This window comes from Pseudomonas sp. PvP009 (assembly GCF_017832995.1).
Classification (GTDB): domain Bacteria; phylum Pseudomonadota; class Gammaproteobacteria; order Pseudomonadales; family Pseudomonadaceae; genus Aquipseudomonas; species Aquipseudomonas syringae.
Window position 1 is genome coordinate 3697614 of record NZ_JAFIBG010000001.1, and the last position, 22424, is coordinate 3720037.

At 64.4% G+C, this 22424-nt stretch carries 3 protein-coding genes; all 3 read right to left on the reverse strand.

Translation table 11 applies throughout. The features are described from left to right. Nucleotides 1-28: 28 nt before the first annotated feature. Genes JOE29_RS15720 through JOE29_RS15730 form a run of 3 tightly spaced genes read right to left on the reverse strand, consistent with a single transcriptional unit; the run spans nt 29 to nt 22382 of the window. Complete coding sequence (locus JOE29_RS15720) at nt 29-9208, reverse strand: non-ribosomal peptide synthetase (RefSeq protein WP_210080020.1); 9180 nt, start codon at nt 9206-9208, stop codon at nt 29-31. Next, the gene (locus tag JOE29_RS15725) at nt 9208-13320 is read right to left on the reverse strand and encodes a non-ribosomal peptide synthetase (RefSeq protein WP_210079683.1); all 4113 of its coding nucleotides are present in this window, start codon (nt 13318-13320) and stop codon (nt 9208-9210) included. The genes JOE29_RS15720 and JOE29_RS15725 overlap by 1 nt, the downstream gene beginning before the upstream one ends. Beyond that, a complete protein-coding gene (locus JOE29_RS15730) occupies nt 13317-22382 on the reverse strand; it encodes a non-ribosomal peptide synthetase (RefSeq protein ID WP_210079684.1) in 9066 nt (3021 codons plus the stop codon). The genes JOE29_RS15725 and JOE29_RS15730 overlap by 4 nt, the downstream gene beginning before the upstream one ends. Nucleotides 22383-22424: the final 42 nt, after the last annotated feature.

A 22424-nucleotide genomic window follows, 5' to 3' on the forward strand; every position in this document is an offset into this window, starting at 1 on the left:
CCCCGCCTGAAAAGCCTGTCGTTAACGTTCAGCCCTTTATCGACGACAGGTCGGCATTGATCATCTCGGCAATCACCTGCGCCCAGGGCGCTGCGACAATACCGTAGTGATCGGTGTCCAGTGCTTCCCAGCTCAGCATATGCGGTAACAGTCTTTGCCAGGCCCGCTGTAGATCGGCGATCCGCCAGGCGCTGCCCATGCCATAAGGATTGGGCTGTGTGGCGATGAACAGTCGCACTGGAGTGCGCAACAGCGCTTCGGGCTGATGGCCGGCCATGCTCGCCATATTGTTCTGGCAGCAGACAATCAGGCTTTGCAGGTAACTCGATGCATCTTCGCTGGCCGTGCTGGTGGCCGTGTTGACGCCGCGCCGTGCAGAAAACTCGCGCTGGAAAACTTGCTGAATCTGCGCTTCGCCAATCTGCGCCAGCTCGTTACCCGCATCCGGCGCGGGGGGATCGATCAGGTACAACAATGGCTGCTCGCAATCCTCCGTCAGCAGGCTGCACATTGCCTGTGTCACCCAAGCGCCGAACGACCAGCCGGCCAGACGCCATGCCGTGCCGTCGGGGTGATGGGCCTGCAACGCTTTGAGATACAGCTGCGCGCGCTCATCCACGCTGATGTTCGGCAGGTCGGGCAGGCGCAAGGCCGGATCGGCGATTACCCACACGCCCAGATCAGGGTGCAGCGCCGAGGCCAGCTCGCGGTACGCCTGCACGTCGCCACCCACCGGGTGAATCAGATACAGGCGCTCGCGGCCCGCGCCCGCATGCCACTGATCGATCCGCACCGCATCGGCCCACTGGTTTTCGTCCGCAGCCGTTACGGCCCCTGACGCCTGCACCAACGTCAACACCTCGGCCAGGCTGACTTTGTGGCTGAACTGCGACAACTGGAAGACCACGCCGGTCGCGGCCTGCAGTTCGTCGATCAGGTCCAGCAGGGTCAGGGAATCGGCGCCCAGCTCATAGAGCGAGGCATCCGGCTGCAGCGCACTCACACCGAGCCATTTGCACAGGCAGTCATGCAGATGCTCGGGCAGACGGTCCGGCGCTTCAGTGTCTGCCGTCAGCGCTGGCGCAGTATCGGCCAGCGTCGAGCCCGCGCTGTGGCGAACCGGGTAAAACTGTCGCGCCGTGTCCGGATCGGTGGTCGAGATCAGCAACTGCGGCAGTTGCGCCGTCATGGCCGCATCGAATACCCGGCAGCCCTCCTGCGCCGACAGGCCGACCGCCAGATGCCGCTGGTGCGCGTCATCCCCGACGCCACTGGCAGCGGCCATGCCGACATCGCGCCAGATGTCCCAGTTGATGCCCAGACGCACACAGCCATTTTCGGCATGCGGGCGGTAGTGGGTAAAACCGTCAAGCACGGCACTGGCGGCGGCGTAGTCCAGGTGCCCGGCGCCACCGAACAGTGCCGACATCGAAGAGCAATACAGGACGAACCCCGGAGTCATCTGCTCGATCAACGCTTCGACCGCCAGCATGCCACGCGTCTTGCTGGCCATCGCATCAGACAGCACCTGAGCATCGCGCTGACGGATCAGGCTGCCCGCTCCGGTGCCGGCGGCGTGAATCACGCCGTCAAAGTGCCCATAACGCTCACGTAAGTGTTCAAGCACCGTGGGCCAGCGCGCCAGGTCGGCGATATCCGCAGCGATGCTATCGATGCGCGAAGCATAGGCGTGCAGTTGTTTCGGACACTCGCCACCTCGCGACAGCAGCACGACCCGCCGCTGGCTGGATTGCAGCAGGTGTTCACACAAGGTACGGCCGATGCCGCCTGTACCGCCGAGCACCAGAAACGTGCCGTTCGCCGGCAGCAGATTCGAATCAGCCATCGGATTCGCCAGCGGACTGGCCAACAGCTGAGGCTGCCACAGATAACCATCACGAATGGCCATGCGCCGCGGCAGCGACGCCGGTTCGGCCAGCAGCGCCGCAAGGTGCCGAGCCTGAACGCTCAACTGCGCCGTGGGCAGGTCCAGCCAATGACAGCGTATCGGGTACTCCTGCGGCGCCACTTCGGTGATGCCGGCCAGCGCCGCCAGTTCAGGGCGCATGACCTGGCCGTTCACCGGGCACGCTTGCCAAGACAACAGCCAGAGCCGCAGAACGCTCTTCTGTGCGTTCTGCCCCCAGGCCTGCAACAACGCGCTGAGCGTATCCAGACAAGCCCATTGCGCGGCCGCCAGGCTTTGCTCGTCAACCGCTCCGCCCACCGACAGCGGCAAGGCATGCAGCCAGTCCAGTTCGCTTGCCGTCTGCCCATTCTGATCGAGCGTAGCGATCAATCGGCCAAACGCCACTGGGTCCAGCGGGTCGAGTTCATAACGATTCGGGCCAAGTTGCTGGTAGCCATTGCCGGCCTGCACCTCAATGACATGCCGATAGACACCCTGCAGACTGCCAAGCATGGTGGCATCCAGACGTTCATGGCTGCACACCACCAGCACTTCACGACCCTCGCCAGTCGGTTTTGTACGCAGACGGTTTACCCGCTGCCACTGACGCTGATAGAACCAGTCCGCCAGCGGCTGGCGCTCGACGGCTGACGACTTCTGCAGTTCGGCGCGAGCGGCCGGTTTGAAACGGAAGGTCTGCAGATCGAATGCCGACGGAGGCAAGTCCCAGGGGGACGGCGTCGAACCGGTCGACCCTTCGATGCTGGCCCCCGCATACCAGGCGTCCAGCACGGCCTGGGGCGAATGCTCGCTGGCGTTCACTCGCACGTCCGAAAGCGGCACCTGCTTGATCGACGATGCTTGCAGGCGCGGCGTCTGACCGGGCTGGCAGATCATTGCGAAGCGCCAAGGCAACGCGCGTCGACCGTGTTGCAGGTAATGCAGCAGCGCAGCCTGCTGCTCGGGAAAGGCGTTGAGCCAGGCTTCAATCGCCAGCATGTCCCGCTCCAGGGCAGTGCGGCTGTGCGCCGACAGCAGCAGGCACGCCGGGCTATTCTCGACGCGCGCTGTCTGCTGCGGTGCGGCGCCGACAATCACATGCGCGTTGGTGCCACCGATGCCGAAACTGCTGACCCCGGCCAGACGCCGACGCCCCTCGGGCCAGGGCCCGGAGGTGGTGGGTATGTAGAACGGCGAGTGCTGCAGATCGATTTGCGGATTGATCCGGGTAAACCCCAGGTTGGGTGGGATCACCCCGTGAAACACGGCAAGCGTCGCGCGAATCAGCCCGACCACGCCGGCAGCCGCGCCCAGATGACCCACCTGACTTTTCACTGAGGCCAGCGCGCAACCGGCGGCTGGTGCCGCGCCGAACGCTTTGGTCAATGCAGCCACTTCAATAGGGTCGCCCAACAGCGTGCCGGTGCCGTGAGCCTCGATGTAGCCCATGTCGGCGCCATTGATCCCGGCCTTGCGCAGCGCCTCGCTGATCACTGCGCTCTGCCCCGCCACCGATGGCGCGGTGTAACTCATCTTGGCGCGGCCATCGTTGTTCAGCGCAGAGGCTTCGACCAGCGCGTAGATCCGGTCGCCGTCAGCCTGGGCGCGCTCCAGCGGTTTGAGTACCACTACCCCGTAACCGCTGGCACCGATGGTGCCGCTGGCGTCGTCACTGAACGGACGGCACAAACCGTCGCGGGAAAAAATGTGCTGCGGGCGATAACGATAGCCATCGGTCAGGGTCGGGTCGATCAGCACCCCGGCGGCCAGCATCACGTCACTGTCGCCCTGACGCAGCATCGCCGCCGCCAGGTGCACGGCAATCAGCGAACTGCCGCACGCCGCCTGAACGCTGAGTGCCGGCCCGCCGAGGTCGAGGTGGTAAGCCGCCTTGGTGGCCAGAAAGTCCTTGTCGTGGTGCAGCGCCATCTGAAAACCGTCGGGCAGATCGCCCTCAGCGGTTTCGCGCAGCATTTGCTGGAAATACGTGGTTTCGCCGCAACTGGCGATCAGGCCGATGCGCGGCCCGTCGGCTTTGGGTGTCAGCCCGGCATGTTGCAGCGCCTGCACGCAGCCCATCAGCAGGTGCCGCTGTTGCGGGTCCATCAGCCGCGCTTCCTGCAGACTGATGCCGAAATAGTCGGGATCGAAATCCAGCAGGCCGGTCAGTTGACTGCGCGCACCGACCAGCCCCTCGGCAGCGTCGAACCGCTCGATGCCCAAGCCATTTCCTTGAACCATCGCCCAGAACTCGGCAAGGTTGCTCGCCCCGGCCACATTCACCGACATGCCGATGATCGCCATGGGTTGTTCGCCAGCCTTGGCACCCCGCTCACTGCCCTTCCCTGCACCGGACAGTTGCCCTGCCGGTATGGATAGATGCTGTGCCAGGCGGCGCACGCTGACATGCTCGAACAACGCGGCCATTGCTACTGGCTGCGGCAGCACCTCGTTGTAACGGGCATGCAGGCGCATCAGGCCGAGGCTGGTGGCGCCGGCTTCGAAGAAAGTCTGATCAGGCTCGATGTCGCGACCGATGACCGCCACGAACAACTCGCTCAGTTGTTGTTCAAGTGCGCTCAACGGTGCCGCAGGCAGCCCGGTGCGTTGCCGTTGCAATACCTCGCCGAGATCCCCCAGTGCCCTGCGATCGATCTTGCCGCTCGGCGTGCGCGGCCAGGCGTCGACCCGCCGGTACTCGTCGATACGCACATGCGCCGGCAGGTGCAGGCTGATCTGTCGATCAAGCTGCAGTGCATCGGGCAGCGTGCCTTCGCTGTGCAACCAGGCCACCAGACGGGGCGGCTCAGCCTGTATGGCCACCACCGCGTTGCTCACCTGAGCGACCTGCAACAGCGCGGCCTCGATCTGCCCCAGTTCTATACGCTGACCACTGATTTTGATCTGCTGATCGTCCCGGCCCAGGTAGTGCAGACAGGCGTTTGCATCAGCCCGCGCAAGGTCGCCGGTGCGATAGAACAGGGTCATGCCCTCTGGCTGCGGCAACTCGACAAAGCGCGCAGCATTCAGCGCCGGGTCAGCGAGATAGCAGCGCGAAATCATCGGCCCTGCCACCAGCAGATAGCCCTGGCTGCCACGCGGCACCGGCCGGTCGTATTCGTCCACCAGCAGCAGGCGTGCATTGCTCACTGCCCGCCCGATCGGCGCGCGCAGCGGCCAGTCCTGAACCGCCGCAGGCAAACGCCAGGCGCTGACCACGTGGGTTTCGGTCGGGCCGTAATGATTGAACAGCCGTGCCTGCGGCATGCCGCCGAACCAGTTGCGCAATGCCTCGGTGCACAGCAGTTGCTCGCCCGCCGTGATCACCTCGCGCAACGCCTGCGGATACACACCCTGCCTCACAGCGGTCTGCGCCAGATGCTGCAAGGCCACGCAGGGCAGGAACAGCCGTTCGATACGCGTCTGCACCAGATAGCTCAACAATGCCTGGGCATCCTGCCGCCAACGCGGGTTGATCAGGTGGTAACAACCCCCGCCGCAGAGGGTGCTGAAAATCTCCTGAAACGACACATCAAACGACAGCATGGAGAATTGCAGGGTCACTGACTTCGCGGGTAACTGCCCCTCGTTGCGCTGCCAGTGCAACAGATTGCAAAGGGTTCGGTCCGGCACCTGAACCCCTTTTGGTGTCCCCGTCGAACCGGACGTGAACAGCGTGTACAACGGTCGTTGACCCGCATGACGGCGACGCTCGAACGGCCGTGCCGTAGCGCTCAGGTCGACCCGATGACAGACCCGTCGGTCTGCGTTCAACTGTTCCAGTGCCGCCTCAGTGGTCGCGCTGTACAGCACGCAGCCGGGTTGTGCCTGCTGCATGACCTGACGCTGCACCGCCAGCGGATAGCCAGGATCGACGGGTACCGCCGTCAGGTTGAGCCTGGCCAGCGCCAGCAAGGCCACGATGTGCTCGACCGACGCTTGGAGGTACAGGACCACTTGCAGCGGCGCATCGTTATCCTCCGGCAACGGGCACTGCTCGATCAGGGTGGCCGCCAGCGTATCGGCCAGTGCATCCAGTTCGGCGTAGCTGATGCACTGCTGATTGTCGACCAGTGCCGGAGCATCCGGTGTGCAACTCACCTGGTAAGCGAACCAGTCGGCCACGGTGTTGAACGGTGGCTCAGCGCTGTCGCCCTGACTGGCGGGCGGCAGGCTGAAGCGGTAAGGCGTGAGCAGCGCATCAAGGGTCGCCGACGGTTTCTCCAACAGCAGATCAAGCCCCTGTTGCAACAGCTGATTGACGGCGACCATTTGTGCCGCATCGAAATAACTGCACTGGTACTCCCACCAGCATTCCAGCTGCGACCCGGCATCGACCACCAGCAAGGTCAGCGGACACTTGGCCTGCACCGTCTCGTTGAATTCCAGCGTGGCCCGCAGGCCGGTATGGGCCAGCCTGGCGTAGTCGGTGTTTTCCAGCACGAACATGAAATCGAACAGCGCACTGCTCGACGACAGCCGCAGGTCTTCCACCAGATCCGCCAGCGCGACGTCCTGCAAGGCCAGCACCTCACGCACAGTGGCGGTCTGCTGATGCAATTGCTGGCCGAGCGCCTTGTCGCCGTCGAACGCCGTGGGGATTAGCACGGTATTGGCGAACATACCGATTGCGTCTTCGAATTCGCTCAGCGGACGGTTGGATACCGGGCTGGCGATGCGTGGCCGTTCACAGCCGGTCAGGGCGTAAATGCTCCAGGCATAAACGCTGAACAGCACCTCATAACGAGTGACGCGCTGTCGGCTGCAAAAACGATCCAGTGCAGCGCTGCGCGTGGCTCCCAGCGGCTGACGATAAAGCAGTGCCTGCGGGCCAGGCTCGCGAACCGGCAGCAGCGCGGGAGAAGACGCCGGGTGCTGACGGTGCAACCCGGCCAGGGCGCGACGCTGATCGCGGTAACGCGGGTCGACACGCCATTGCCGTTGCCACAGGGCAAACTCCAGCGTGCCCAGACCCGGCGAAGGCTCGGCACTCGGCAGCCCCTGCAGCGCATCGTCGTACAGCTGCACCAGGTCATCGAACAACAGGTTCATCGACCAGCCATCAATGGCCACGTGATGCAGGTTAAGCAGCAAGCGGCAGCTGCCATCGGCAAACGGCAACAGCCAGGCCTTGCACAGCGCCGACGTCGCCAAATCGAAAGGTGTGCCGAAGACCAGGGCTGCAAAGCTGCGCCAGGTCTGTTCACTGAACGCCCCTTTAGCAAAGGTCTGGCACACCGCGTCCCGTTGGTGAACCTCTTGATGCAGCCCGTCGGCAGCGGAGACGAACGCCGTGCGCAGCCCGCTGTGCCGAGTCAGCAGGCGCTGCACGGCGTCGGCCAGCGCGGGGAGTTGAACACCCGCCGCCAGGTGCAGGATGAGCGGCACGTTGTAGGCGGTCGCCTGCGGCGTGCGCTGCTGCATCAGCCACAGGCGACTTTGCTCGGCCGTCGCTGGCGCACGCCCTGAACGGTTGACGGGCGGCGCGGGTGGATAGGCAGACGCCGCACCCTGCTCATCACCGAGTCGCTCGGCCAGTGCCGAAAACGATTCGCTCAGCAGCGCACCCAGGGTGATTTCCCGCCGCCAGTGGGTGCGGATTGCCGAACGCAGACGCATGGCTTTGAGCGAGTCGCCGCCGCTGCCCAGCCAGTCATCCTCGCCGCTCAGCTCAGGTTGCGCCAACAACCTGCGGGCCTGAGTCAGCAGCCAGTCAAGCGTGGGCGAGTGTTGCTCGTCTGCACGCGAACCCGCCTGCAGTCGCCACGGTTTCAAGGGCTGCTCCAGCAGCGCACGCTGATCGATCTTGCCATTGGCGGTCAACGGCAGGCGCTGCAGCACAAACAGCTGATGCGGGCGCATCCATACCGTCAGGTTGTCACGCAGGTGCTGGTCGAAATCGCGATAGTCCAGCGCCTCGCGCGGCACGATGAAGGCCAGCAACTGGTGGTCTTCAGCCGCCTGCCGGCGCGTACAGACGTGCACCTGCGCCACCTGCGGGTGCTCCAGAATACGCTGCTCGACCTCGCCCGGCTCGATGCGAAAACCGCGGACCTTCACCTGACGATCAATCCGCCCCAGGTACTCGATCAGCCCGTCGGCATTGACCCGCACCTGATCGCCGGTTCGGTAATGCAGTACATCCCCGGCGTCGCTTTTAGGCAGGCGCAGGAAACGCTGTTGAGTCTCGGTCGGACGGTTGCGGTAACCGCATGCGACCCCGCTGCCGCTCAGGTAAAGCTCACCCGCCTCGCCACTGGCAACCGGGCGTTGTTGCGCATCAAGCACCTGCACGCCGGTGTCAGGCAATGGCCGACCGATCGGCACCGCGTCCCCGGCAAAGTCGCGGGGGATCGGATAGCACACGGCGAAGGTGGTGCATTCGGTGGGTCCGTAGGCGTTGAAAATCCGGCAACGGCTGTCGGGATTGGCCTGATACCAGGCCCGCACCGCCGCGGCGCTGACCTGCTCACCGCCGATCAGCACTTGGCGCAGGCTGGCGAAACAGGCGGGGTTATCTGCGCTCAAGGTGTTGAACAGCGAAACGGTCATGAATAGGCTATCGACCTGCTGCGTTTCCAGCACTCTGGCCAGTTGCTGTGCGTCCTGCAGGTCTGCGTCGGCAATGATGACGCAGCAACCGCCGTTGAGCAGCGGCGCCCACAGTTCGAAATTACAGGCGTCGAACGCCGGGTTGGACAGGCAGGCCACGCGCTCGCCTGCGCGAGTGTCGAGGCAACTGTCGGTCCGGGCCAGACGCAACAGGCCGCGCTCCCCTACGTCCACGGCCTTCGGGGTACCGGTGGTGCCCGAGGTGTAGAACAGGAAGCTCGACGCGGCGAAGTCCTTGGGCAGCGGCAGTGCCGGTTGATCAGGGAATTCCAGCAGGGCTTCGACGCTGACGTACCAGCCACGTTGTGGCGCTGCCAGGCTGTCCGCGTCTTCGCCGAGGGTCACCAGCCCGACGCAACCTCCGTCGTCGAGCATCAGCTGTCGACGCCGGGCCGGACTGGCCCGATCCAGCGGCACCACCACAGCCCCGACTTTCAGCACGGCCAGTATCGTGGCGACCCATTGCCAGCAGCGCGGCATGCACAGGGCAATCGGATCCGCAGGGCCGGTGCCTTGTGCCAGCAGCCCTTTGGCGATGCGTTCACTGGCGCTGGCCAGTTGCGCGTAGGTCAGCCGTACCTGGCGGTCGATCACGGCCAGCGCCTGGGGCTCACGGCGTACCTGCTCGGCAAAACGCGACAGCAGGGTCTGGGGGTTGCGGGCGATATTCTCCTCGTGCCGGTTCATCATTGCGCCTCCTGCGTGTCGAAACGTTGCAGCTCTTGCCTGAGCGTCTGCGAGACCCGATGCACCTCAGCGCTTTCCAGCATGTCCCAGTGCCCGCCATGTACCAGCCGGGCCTTGTAACCATTGCCCGCGCGACGACGCCAGAAGCTGCGCAGCTCATGCAACTGCGGGCGGGTAAAGCCTTCGCGAGCCTGAATCAGCACGATGCGCCCGGCTTGCGGCGCGCACTCGTATGCGGCCATGGCCAGGCGGTTGTGGTTGTAGAGGTGGAAATATCGCTCGACCTGCTCGTCTTCGATGCCGGGGTACATGCCGTTGAAGCGCACCAGCTTGTCGCGAAACTCCGCCATGTCCACGGTCCCGATCTGTTGCCGAAACCCCGGATCATCCGAGCCTTGGGTGTCGAGCAGCACCACCGTCACCTGACGATGGCCGGCAGCCGTCAGACGGCGGGCCATTTCGTACGCCACCAGGCCACCGAACGACAGCCCGGTGAGCACCAGCGGTTGTGAGGTCAACGCCGCGATCCGCCGCAAATAGGCGTCGGCCATCGCTTCGACGCTCGGCTCGGTGCTCTCTCCGGGGTTCAACCCTGGCGATTGCACACCGTACACACCGATTCTTTCCGGCAGTTCCTTGGCCAGCGACAGATAGCAGAACGCTGTGCCCCCCGCCGGGTGAATGCACACCACGTTGCGTTGCCCGGCACCGCGCCGGAATTCGATCAGGTTGTCCTGTGCCGCGGCCAGGCTGGCCCCGCTACGCAGCCAGCCGCCCAACGCCTCGATGGTCGGGTGGCCGAGGATCACGCGCACAGGCACCTCGACGCTGAACGCCCGGCCAATTTCGTAGGCCATCTTGATCGCCGCAATCGATGTCCCGCCGACGTTGAAGAAGTTGTCGCGAATGCCGATCTGCGGCACTAGCAGCAGGTCTTTCCAGATCTGATACAGGGTCAGCTCGATATGGTCACGGGGGCTGCCGAGATTGACCTGCCGGTCGGCCAGATCCTGATCGGCCAGTGCCGCAAGGGCGGCACGGTCGACTTTGCCATTGACCGTCAACGGTAAGGCGTCCAGCCACAGAAACGCGCTGGGCATGACGGCGCTGGACAGAGTCGTTGACAGGTGCGCACGCAGTGCGGATTCGTCCACCGTGCTGTCGGTAACGCAGCACGCCACAAGGCGCTGGTTCTGCGCCGTATCACCGACGATCAACGCCACACTGGTGCGAATACCGGGGAACAGGTCCAGCCGCGCTTCGATTTCACTCAGTTCCAGGCGAATGCCGCGCAGCTTGACCTGAAAGTCGTTGCGACCGAGAAACTCCAACTGACCGTCCGGGCGATAACGCGCCAGATCGCCGCTGCGGTACAGCCGGTCACCGGCAACGAAGGGGTTGTCGATAAACCGTTCGGCGGTGAGCTCGTCCTGCCCCAGATAACCCCGTGCAACGCCGACACCACCAATGTGCAACTGACCGGTGACCCCGGCCGGCACCGGCGCATCACGCTCGTCGAGCACGTAAAAACGGGTGTTGGCAATGGGTCGGCCGATGGGCAATTGGCGTGGCGGAACGTCAGCACCGGGCTCCAGCGTCCAGACGCTGCTGATCACTGTGGTTTCGGTCGGGCCATAGACGTTGTGCAGGCGGGCATGCGGCAGACGCTCCTGAAACAGCCTGGCGACTGCGGGCGACAGCTCCCCACCGCCACTGAACACATCCTTCAGGGAGAGACAGGCGCTGACCTCTTCGACCTCCAGAAACAGTTGCAACATGGCCGGCACGAACACCATCGCGGTGACGCTTTGTTCGCGCACCACCTGCGTCAGGTAGCCGGGTTCGAAATGCCCGCCGGGACGGGCGATGACCAGCCTGCCCCCGGTGAGCAACGGCCAGAAAATCTCCCAGGCCGAGGCGTCGAAACCGAATGGAATCTTGTGCAGCATGCTCCCGTGTTCGCCGCAGAATTGCTGACACCACAGCAGCAGGTTGCTCAGCCCGCGATGCGTGACCATCGCCCCCTTGGGCAGCCCGGTGGTGCCGGAGGTGTACAGCACATACGCCAGGTGGTCGGCGTTCACACCGACACGCTGCGGCTGCGGATTGTCCGACGGGCACTCGGCCCAAAGCACGGCATCGGCTTGCACGTCGAGGATCGGCACTTCACAGTCCGCGCCTTGCAGGGCCTCGCGCAGGATCTTGCGCGTCGGCCCTTGGGCCAGCAGCACCACCGGGGACGTGTCATCGAGAATATGCCGCAGGCGACCCGATGGATAATCCGGGTCCAGTGGCACATAGGCGCCCCCGGCCTTGAGCACCGCCAGCACGGCCACCGGCAGTTCCAGCGAACGTTCGATACACACCGCCACGCGCACATCCGGGCCGACGCCGAGGGTGAGCAAGTGATGCGCCAGGCGGTTAGCCTGACTGTTGAGCTGGCTGTAGCTCAGCGATCGACCTTCGAAGATGACCGCACACTCGGCCTGCCGACGCGTGACCTGAGCTTCGATCAGGCGATGCACGCAATCGACGGGCTGGGCCAGCGGTGCCGGGCTGTTCCACGCATGCAGTATCTGTTCGCGTTCGGCATCGCTGATCAGCGTCAGTGCGCCGACAGGCTGCTTGGGGTTCAGCGCCACCTGTTCCAGCAGCTGACGATAATGCCCGCTCAGACGCTCGATGCTGGTCTGGTCGAACAGGTCGGTGTTGTATTCCACCAGCAGGCTCAGCACACCGTCGCGCTCGACCCATTCGAACGCCAGGTCGAACTTGGCCGTGGCGCTCCCGGTGCCGTATGAGGCCATGCTCAGGCCCGGCATCCGTGCGGCGTTGCCTGGGGTGTTCTGCAACACCATCATCACCTGAAACAGAGGCGAATACGCGGTATCGCGTTGCGGGTTGACGGCCTCCACCACGCGGTCGAAAGGCACGTCCTGATGCGCATGGACATCCAGCAGAGTGGCGCGCACTTCGCGCAACAGCTCGGCAAAGGTCTGCTGCGGATCGAGACGCTGGCGAATCACTTGAGTGTTGACGAAATGGCCGATCAGCGGCTCGATTTCCGGACGGCTGCGGTTGGCGAATGGCGTACCGATGCACAGGTCCCGCTGACCGCTGTGGCGCCAGAGCAGGACCGACAGCGCGCCGATCAGCACGTTGAACAGCGTGCCTTGGGTCTGTCTGGCCAGCGCATTGAGCGCACGCAAGGTGGTGCCGTCGACCGTCGAGTTGAAGGTCGCCCCGACGTAGCGCTGCACGGTCGGACGTGGCCGGTCGGCAGGCATGTCGAGCAGCGGCGGCGCGTCGGCCAGCGTGCGCTGCCAGAAGTCCAGTTGCCCGGCCAGCGCCTCGTCGCTCAGCCGCTGTTGCTGCCAGCAGGCATAATCGGCGTACTGCACCGCCAGCGGCGCCAGACTGGACGCCTGACCGCGCAGAAAATCGCCATACACGGTAGTCACTTCCTGAAGGATCACGCCCATCGACCAGCCGTCGGCGATGATGTGGTGCACGCTGTACAGCCAGAGGTATTCCTCATCGGCAAGGCGCAGCAGCGAGGCCCGCAGCAACGGGCCGCTGGCCAGGTCAAACGGCGCTTTGGCCTCCTGCTCCACCGCCATGCTGACGTGCGCATCGCGCGCTGTCGGCGACAGGTCACGCAGGTCGACACCTGGCATCACCAGCGGCATCGCCGGGTGCACGAGCTGCCGTGGCTCGCCGTCCACGCTGGCAAAGGTGGTGCGCAATATTTCATGGCGCATGATCAATTCGTTCAGCGCCCGCTCCAGCACCGGCACATCCAGCGCGCCTTTCAGCAGCACCGCAGTGGGCACGTTATAGAACGCATTGCCCGGTTCCATCTGATCGAGAAACCACAGCTGGCGTTGTGAAAACGACAGCGGAACAGCCGTTTGCCCGGCAGCACGCCGAGGAATCGCGGCGGGGTCGGTGCCGCTCAGCAAGGCAATCAGTTCTGCCTTGTGCTGCTTGAGCGCCTGCAACATCTCGTCATTCAGAAACCCGCGCGGCGCCTTGCAGCGCAGTTTGTCGCCGTCCACTTCAAGCACCACGGCGTGGCGATCGAACAACTCCAGCAATTGATAGGCATTCATATCTCTATCTCCTCCATGTCGCTGGCGTCGTCCGTTTGATCGGCGGCAGAAGCGAACGCCTCGACCTGCGCGCGGCGTTGTTCGTCGGCAGTGCGCAGGCCGCCCACCATCGAGTAGATCAACTGATGATTCGGTCCCAGGTCGAACAGGGCCGACAATTGCTGCTCTTCGAGCGAGCCCATGCCACACAGGCCAAGGCCCTGCTCCACCGCCGTCATGGTCAGCAATTGCGCCATGCCCCCGGCTTCTATATGACAGAAGTCGCGACTGCGCTCGCCATACAGCGGCCGTATCGCGGCCATGTCGGCGATGAAGAACAGCGAGAACGCGGCGTTTTCATACACCGGTCGGTTAACGAAATAATCGTAGGTGTCCGGGTCGAGCGGCTCGCTGTCGAGCATCAGCAGGCGGTGCTCAACCGGGTCGTAGTAATAGGCGCCGGCAGCAACGCCGGTGACCCGCTGCGGTTTGACATACAGGTAGCACTGGATCGGGTACAGACCGCCTGCGGACGGGAACTGGTATTTGACCTCGCCGTGCAGTTGCCCCTGCGCCAGGCTGGCCAGTAATCCGGCAAACGCTTCGGTCGGAATGGGCCCCTCAGCGAATTGGCGTACCGAGCGGTAATCGCTGAAGCGTCGCGCGAACACCGGATCATCCGGACGCGCAAGATTCAGCGCCGCAACCTCTGGGGTGAAAGTCCGCCGACCGCGCTGGTCGGCCTTGAAGCGCGCCCGCTGCTGCGGATCCTCGATCACTTGCTCAGGCGAACCCGCGCGCTGACGAACGCTGTCGACCACACTGCCGTTGGCCAGATTGCGGCGGTACATGCCGAGCAGGTTGAGCAGGGTCGGCTGCGCCAGCAGTTGCGCAACGTTGGGACGGAATTGCAGTTCGCCGGACAGCGCATTACTGATCCTGACAATGTCGATCGAGGTGGCGCCCAGGTTGAGCAAATTGGCGTCGGCAGCGATCGACGGGCGCTTGAGCACGCCCTGCACGATCATCACCAGTTGTTGCTCCTGTGGCCCCTCCACTTCCAGCGCAGGACCGGCATCCTGGACCTGCGCTGGCTCCGGGAGGCGCTTCTTGTCGACCTTGCCGTTGGCCGACAGCGGCCATTCCTGCACGAAGGTAAACGACGTCGGCACCATGTAGGCCGGCAGTTTGTCTGCCAGGTACTGGGTAAAATCACTGGCCTGTAACGAGGGATCGGCCTTGAGTATGTAGCCCGCAAGCCGCTTCTCGCCCAGCGCTTCGCCGAGCACCCGCACCACGGCGCTCTGCACGCCGGGATGGCGATTGAGCGCCGCTTCGATCTCGCCCAGCTCGATGCGGTGCCCCTGGACCTTGACCTGGGTGTCTTCACGCCCGAGAAACTCGATATTGCCGTCGGGCAGCCAGCGCCCCAGGTCGCCGGTCCGGTACAGACGTTCGCCAGTCAGCGGGTGAGCGAAGAAACTGCCGGCACTCAGGGCTTCATCACGCCAATAGCCCTTGGCCAGGCCGATACCGCCGATATACAACTGGCCAGCCACCCATGTCGGGCGAACCTGCAAGGCGTCATCCAGCACATAGAAGCGCTGGTGATCCAGCGCCTTGCCATAGGGAATACTGCGCCACGCGGGGTCGACCTGCTGCAGCGGATACTGGATCGACCAGATGGACGCTTCGGTCGCCCCGCCAAGGCTGACCAGTTGCAACGCCGGCTGCAGCGCCCAGGCACGCTCGGGCAGCGTCAGGGGAATCCAGTCGCCTGACAGCATCGCCACGCGCAGGCACGACGGCAACGCGCTGCGCTCGCTTTGCACATACTCCAGCAACATGCCGAACAAGGCTGGCACCGAATTCCACAGGCTGACCTGATGCCGCTCGATCAGCGTCAGCCAGTGCGCCGGGTCGAGGGCTTGCTGCGGTTCGAGCAGCACCACCGCTGCGCCAGCGGCCAGCGTGCCGAAGAAGTCATAGACCGACAGGTCGAAACTCAGCGACGAAACCGCCAGCACCCGGTCCCCAGCGCCGACGGCAAAGCGCCGGTTGATATCGAGCAGCGTGTTCACCGCCCCGCGATGATCAATGACCACGCCCTTGGGCAGGCCGGTCGAGCCCGAGGTGTAGATCACATAGGCCAGATTGTCCGGAGTGAGATGCACGGCGTGTAATTCGGATTGATCGGAAAGGCCATCGTCGGCAACGATCGGGTCGCTCACGCTGATGACCTGGACCTGCACGGGCCACTCGATACGTTGCAGCAGTGCCGGCTGAGTCAGCGCCAGGCTGGCTTCGGCACGTTGCAGAATGTGCTCCAGACGCTCGGTCGGCAGTGCCGGGTCGAGCGGCAGGTAGGCCCCGCCGGCGTACTGGATCGCCAGCGTCGCGACGACCTGTTCCCAGCCACGTTCCATAACCACCGCGACCAGTTGATTAGGCACCACGCCGCGACGCTGAAGCAGCGCCGCCAGTTGTCGCGCTTCGGTTCGCAGCTGCCGATAACTCAACTGACGCTGGGTGCCGATAACCGCCAGCGCATCCGGGGCAGTGAGTGCCTGACGATCAAACAGTTCGTGCATCAGCGCCGAGTCAACGGGGCTGGCATCGGGCACCGGCAAGCGCGCCCGCGGTATCAGCTCCACCGTGCCAGCGTTCCAGGCATCGGCGTCCAGCAGGCGATCCAGCAGCGCGTTGTAGGCGACAAACATCTGCTCGATCAGGCCTTGCGGAAACAACTCGTCGATGCTGTCCCAGTTGAACAGCAGGCGCCCTTCCAGCTCCAGCAGCGTGTGGTCAAGCCAGACCTGCGGGGTCTGGGTGATGCTGTGCATGTGCTCGGCATTCAACGCGTCGGCAAGGTTGAATTCGGCCAGTTCCGGCGCAGCTTCCGACAAGGTGCTGTTGAACACGATCGGCATGGCGGTCTGCTGCACGCCTCGGGCCTGGGACAGTTCACGCAGCACCCGCACGCCGCTGACCACCGAATGGTCGATGTCTTGCCACAACCGTGCCTGCACGGCACGCGCCTTGTCGATGAAACTCGCGGCCCCGTCGAGACTGACTTCAAGCAAGACCAGCGAGGTGAAGTCACCAATGATCTCATCGACATCCGGGTGCAGCGGCATGCGGTTGAACAGCGGCAGGCTCAACGTGAAGCGCGGCTGCCGACTCCACAGCGCCAGCACCTCGCTGAACGCGGTCAGCAGCATCACCGACGGCGTCACGGCAAATTGCCTGGCGAGTTCCTTGAGCCGTGACCACTGCAGCGCTGAAAGCTCGCGGTCGCGGCGGGTAAAGTGCGGCTGGCTGATGCTTTCCGGCTGGCACACCAGCGGCAGGTCCGGCGCAGGTGCCAGCGTGGCAACCTTCTCGCGCCAGTAGTCCAGTGCCTGTGCGTAGCGGCTGTCATTGCGCAAGCGCTGCTCGGCCAGCACGTAATCGCGAAAGGTCAGCCCCGGTTCGGGCAGTTGCAACTGCGGGTCGGCATAAAACGCCATCAGCTCGCGCGCCAGAATCTGCGTACTCGCGGCATCGACGATCAGGGCGTCAAGGCTGATGTGCAGATGGCTGATGCCCTCATCGAGCAACGACAGACTGAACTCGAACAACGGCCAGCGACTGGCGTCCAGCACCTGATGGGATTGACGTTCGCGGGTGACTTGCAGGGCCTGCTGCGCGGCGGCGGCAGACAGGCCGCGCAGATCGTTGCGTGGCATGTGATAGATAGGCACGCTGTCGAGGACCTGCTGCGTGCCATCACCAAGGAACGCCACGCGCAGCATGTCGTGCCGCTGGATCATGCGGTTCAGCGCCTGCTCGAAACGTGGCACGTCGAGGCCGGGGATGCGCAGTTCTTCATAGCCATGGGCACTGACCCCGCCGAGGCTGACCGACGCTTCGCGGCCAAACCAGTACGCCTGCTGGATATCGGTCAGCGGAAACGGCGCGTAACGTGCGCTGCGATCGGCTTCAATCGGGGCAAAGGGTGTGTCGAGCGGAGGCCCGTCACCCCGCCCGAGCCGCACCTGCTCGGCCAGGTCCATCAGCACCGGCGTCTTGAACAGGCTGCTCAGGGACAGCTGCGCGCCCATGCGCTGGTTGATCATGTAGATCATTCGCGTGGCCAGCAGCGAATGCCCGCCCAGTTCGAAAAAGTTGTCGTGAATGCCGACCTGCTGGCACTTGAGCACCTCGGCCCAGATACACACCATCTGCCGCTCGGTCTCGTCGCGCGGTGCCACATAGGCACTGGCGGCCTGCCGCTCTGGCACTGGCAGCGCCTGACGGTCGAGCTTGCCGTTACGGGTCAGCGGCAACTGCGCCAGCGCCACCCAGGCCGTCGGCACCATGTGTTCCGGCAGGTGCAGGTGTAGCTCGGCACGCAATGTTTCGGCAGTTGCAGGCCCCACCACATAGGCCACCAGACGCTTGTCGCCCGGCACATCTTCGCGCAGCAGCACCACCGCTTCCCGCACACCGGGTTGCTGGTGCAGAAGGCTGTCTATCTCGCCCAGTTCGACGCGAAAGCCGCGCAACTTGACCTGCTGGTCGATGCGTCCCAGGTAGTGAACGTTGCCGTCAGCCGCGAACCGCGCCAGGTCACCGCTGCGGTACATACGCGCACCAGGCTGCGGGTTGAACGGGTCCGGCAGGAAGCGTTCGGCGCTCAAGTCTGGACGATTCAGATAACCACGGGCCAGGCAAGTACCGGCAATATACAACTCGCCCGCCACACCGACCGGTACCGGGTTCAGGTCGCCGTCCAGCACATACAAACGCGCATTGGCGATGGGCCGGCCAATCGGCGGCGCATCCGGCCACTGCCCGGCCTGATCGCAGTTCAGGCTGAACTGGCTGACCACGTGGGTTTCGGTCGGGCCGTACTGGTTGTGCAGTTGCGCACCGCCAAGGCCGCAGACAAAGGCACGCAGTTCGTCATTGACGAGCAACGCCTCGCCAGCAGTGATGATTTCGCAGCCGCCCTTTGGCAAAGGCATCGGCACCGACGCCTCGGCTTCAGTGAGGCTGGCCAGTTGCTGAAGCACGGCAAACGGCAGAAACGCCCGTTGTACATCTTCGGCCACCAGCGTCGGGCGCAGCGCGGCAAGATCTTTGCGGCCGGCCTCGCTCATCAGCACCAGGCTGCCACCCTGGCACAGCGTGCTGCAGATTTCCTGAAACGACACGTCGAAATTCAACGACGCGAATTGCAGCACGCGTTGTGCAACAGGCGTCTGTTCCAGTTGCCAGGCGATCAGGTTATCCAGCGCCGCACGACTGTGCGCCACGCCCTTGGGCCGCCCGGTCGAACCGGAGGTGTAGAGCACGTAAGCCAGGTTGCCGGGGCTGACGGGGACTTGCGGGTTGGCCTCGGAATACCCAGACCAGCGCTGCGCTTCAACGTCGAGGCAGCAGATCGGCAGCGTGTCGGGCAACGGCGGCAGACCGGCACGCAGTACAGTCTGGGTCAGCAGCAGGCTCGGTGCGGCATCCGCGAACATGAACGCCAGACGCTCGACCGGGTATGCAGGATCGAACGGCACGTAAGCGGCGCCGGTCTTGAGAATGGCCAGCAGGCCGATGACCATCTGCGGCGAGCGCTCCAGACACAGCCCAACGCGCTGCTCGGGCCTCACGCCCTGCTCGATCAGGTAATTCGCCAACCGGTTGGCAGACTGATTGAGCTCGGCGTAAGTCAGCGCTCGCTCATCGGCCAGCAACGCCTCGGCGTCGGGTGTGCGCTGCGCCACGGCTTCGAAGCGTTTGACACAATCGGGCTGCGCCGAGGTATCGCGTTCGGTGCGGTTCCAGTCGTGGACGATCCGTCGGTGCTGCTCGGCGTTGAGCAGGTCGAGCGTCGCCAGCGGCTGCTCGCTGTCCTCGACCATCTGCATGAGGATGCGGCGCAGGTATTCGCCCATCTGCACCACGGTCTCCGGCTCGAACAGCCCCGACGCGTATTCCAGGCCGCCGACGATTTGCCCGTCGCGTTCGCTGAGTGCCAGTTGCAGGTCAAATTTAGCCACTGGCTGGACGCTTTGCAGCACGCTGACGTCGAGCCCGGACAACTCCAGATCCGAATCCTGATGCTGCTCCCAGGCGAACAGCACCTGAAACACCGGGCTGTAAGCCAGACTGCGCGGCGGGTTGAGCAACTCCACCACTTGATCGAACGGCAAGTCCTGATGTTCCTGAGCGGCAAGCGCAACGCTGCGCGCCTGTTGCAGCCAGCTGGCCACCGTCGGGCTGCCGGCGCGGGTCATGCGCAGGGCCAGGGTATTGACGAAGAACCCGATCAGCCCTTCCAGCTCCTGCTGGCTGCGGTTCGCCGAGGGCACACCAATGACCACGTCATCCTGCCCCGACAGGCGCATCAGCAACAGCGACCAGGCCGCCAGCAGGTTCATGAACAACGTGGTGCCCTGCTGCGTAGCCAACACTCGGAGCCGTGCCGTCAGCACGCGGTCAAAGACCAGTGGCACGAAGCCGCCGCGGTAATCCTGGGCGGCCGGACGTTTGTGATCGGTGGGCAACTCCAGCAATAGCGGTGCACCGCTCAGGGTTTCACGCCAGTAGCGCCGCTGCGCATCCAGTACCTCGCCGGACAGCCACTGGCGTTGCCAGGCCGCGTAATCCACATACTGAACAGCCAGCGGCGGCAGTGGCAGGGACTGCCCGTGCGCGGCCGGTTGCTGAATAGCCGCCTCATAGAGCAGCCCCAGTTCACGGGTCAGCACGCCCATCGACCAGCCATCCGAGACGATATGGTGCTGGGTCAGCAACAATACGTGATCGTCGTCGGCCAGCTTGACCAGGCTGACGCGCATCAACGGCCCTACCGCCAGGTCGAACGGCTTGCTGCCCTCTGCGTCGATCAACGCCAGCAGACGCGCCTGGGCATCGTGCTCGCCGCGCAGATCGATGACTGGTAACGGAATGATCGTCTCCGCAGCGCAAACGCGCTGCCGCCCCTCGCCCTCGACCGCGAAGAAGGTGGTGCGTAGCGCCTCGTGGCGGGCCACCAGCTGATTGAAACTGCGCTCCAGCGCGGCCACTTGCAACGGCCCGCGCAGGCGCAGATTCAAGGGCATGTGGTAAGCCGCATTGCCGCCTTCCATCTGCGCCAGAAACCACAGGCGCTGCTGGGCAGATGACAATGTGTGTGCCCCGCTACGCTCTACAGCCGTGATCGGTGGGCGAGCGTTGCCCTGCTGAGCGGTGCTCAGTCGTTCGGCGAACTGCTGCAGCACGGGGGCGGTAAACAGGGCTGAGGGTGACACCTCAAGATGCAGTGCCTGCCGAACCTTGGCCAGCACGCGCATCACCAGCAGCGAGTGGCCGCCGAGTGCAAAAAAGTGATCCTGGCGACCGACTCGCTCGACGCCCAGCACCTCCGCCCATATGGCCGCGAGGGCCGTTTCCAGCGCGCCTTGCGCGGCTTCGAAGACATGCCGATCGAACGCGTCATCCCCCGGCTCGGGCAGTGCGATGCGGTCCAGCTTGCCATTGGCGGTCAGCGGCAGCGCGTCCATGCGCACGAACGCAGCAGGAATCATGTAGTCCGGCAGGCTGCGCTGCAGATGCTCGCGCAGGCCTTTGGGCGTCAGCCCTGCGCCGCTCTGTTCGCGAAAGTAGGCAATCAGCCTGGGTACGCCGGCGTTGTCCTCGCGCAGCACCACCACGTTGTCACGCACACCGGCAACCTCGGCCAGACGCGCCTCGATTTCTCCCAGTTCCAGGCGCAGGCCGCGCAGCTTGGCCTGCGAGTCGTTGCGCCCGAGGAATTCCAGATGGCCGTCAGCCCGATAGCGGGCCAGATCGCCAGTACGGTACAACCGCTCACCGGCCACGAACGGGCTGTCGATGAAGCGCTCGCGGGTCAATTCCGGCAAGTTCAGGTAGCCACGCGCAACCCCCGCGCCGCCGATGTACAGTTCGCCGGTCACGCCCTGGGGAACCCTCTCGTCAGCGGCATCGAGCAGGTAAATCCGCGTGTTGGCCAACGCCCGTCCGATGGGCAGCACCGCATCGACGTGGCTGTCGGGCTCGAACTCGAAACAGGTGCTGTCGATGCTCGCTTCGGTAACACCGTAGGCCTGGACGATCTGTGCCTGCTCGCCACACAAACCGCGCAGTTGGCGCGCGCTGTGCGCTGTCCAGATGTCCGAACCACAAACCACCGTGCTCAGGAACGACAGGTCGCGCCCCGCCTCCTGCGCCCAGACCAGCAAAGGGTTGAGCACCGCAGGCACGAAATCCGCGAAATCGATGCGCGCCTCGCGCAACAGGCGATACAGCGCGGGCGGGTCCATCAGCGTGTCACGCGGGCAGAGCACGAGCGTGCCGCCAAAACCCAGTGCGCGGATCAGGTCGGCGCTGAACACATCGAAGGAAAACCCGGCCATTTGCAGGTGATTGAGGGGCTTGTGCAGCGCATACAACCGCTCCCAGGCAGCGCTCACCGCGATCAGCCCACGGTGCTCGACCATGACCCCCTTGGGCGTCCCGGTGGAGCCCGAGGTGTAGATCACGTACGCCAGATGGCGGGACGTCAGACCGACCGCGTGCGGGTCAGGGTTGTGCGTCGGCTGCGCTGCCCACAGCCAGGTATCGGCCAGATCGAGCACCTGCGTTGCGACCTCACCTTGCTCCAGCGCCGCCAGCAACACCGCGCGCGCCGGGGCGTGGCTCAGCAGCACGCGTGGCGCGCTGTCTGCCAGCATGTGGGCCAGACGGGCTTTCGGGTACGTGGGGTCCAGCGGCACGTAGGCACCGCCGGCCTTGAGTACCGCGAGCACGCCGACCAGCATGTCCAGCGAGCGCTCCAGGCAAATCCCGACACGCACATCCGGCCCGACACCAAGACTGCGCAGGTAATGGGCCAGGCGGTTGGCTTGGGTATTGAGCGTCGCATAGTCAAGCGTGTCCAGCCCCAAGCGTGCCGCGATAGCGTCAGGATTAAGCTGCGCTTGTGCTTCGAAAAGGCCATGCACACACTGGGTTTGGTCAAAGGGTTGCTCTGTATCAGGATGAGCGAAGCCCGTCCCGCGCGAGGAAGATTTGTCGACCATCAGGAATCACCGTCCGTGAGCAGATTATTTTTTTATGAGCAG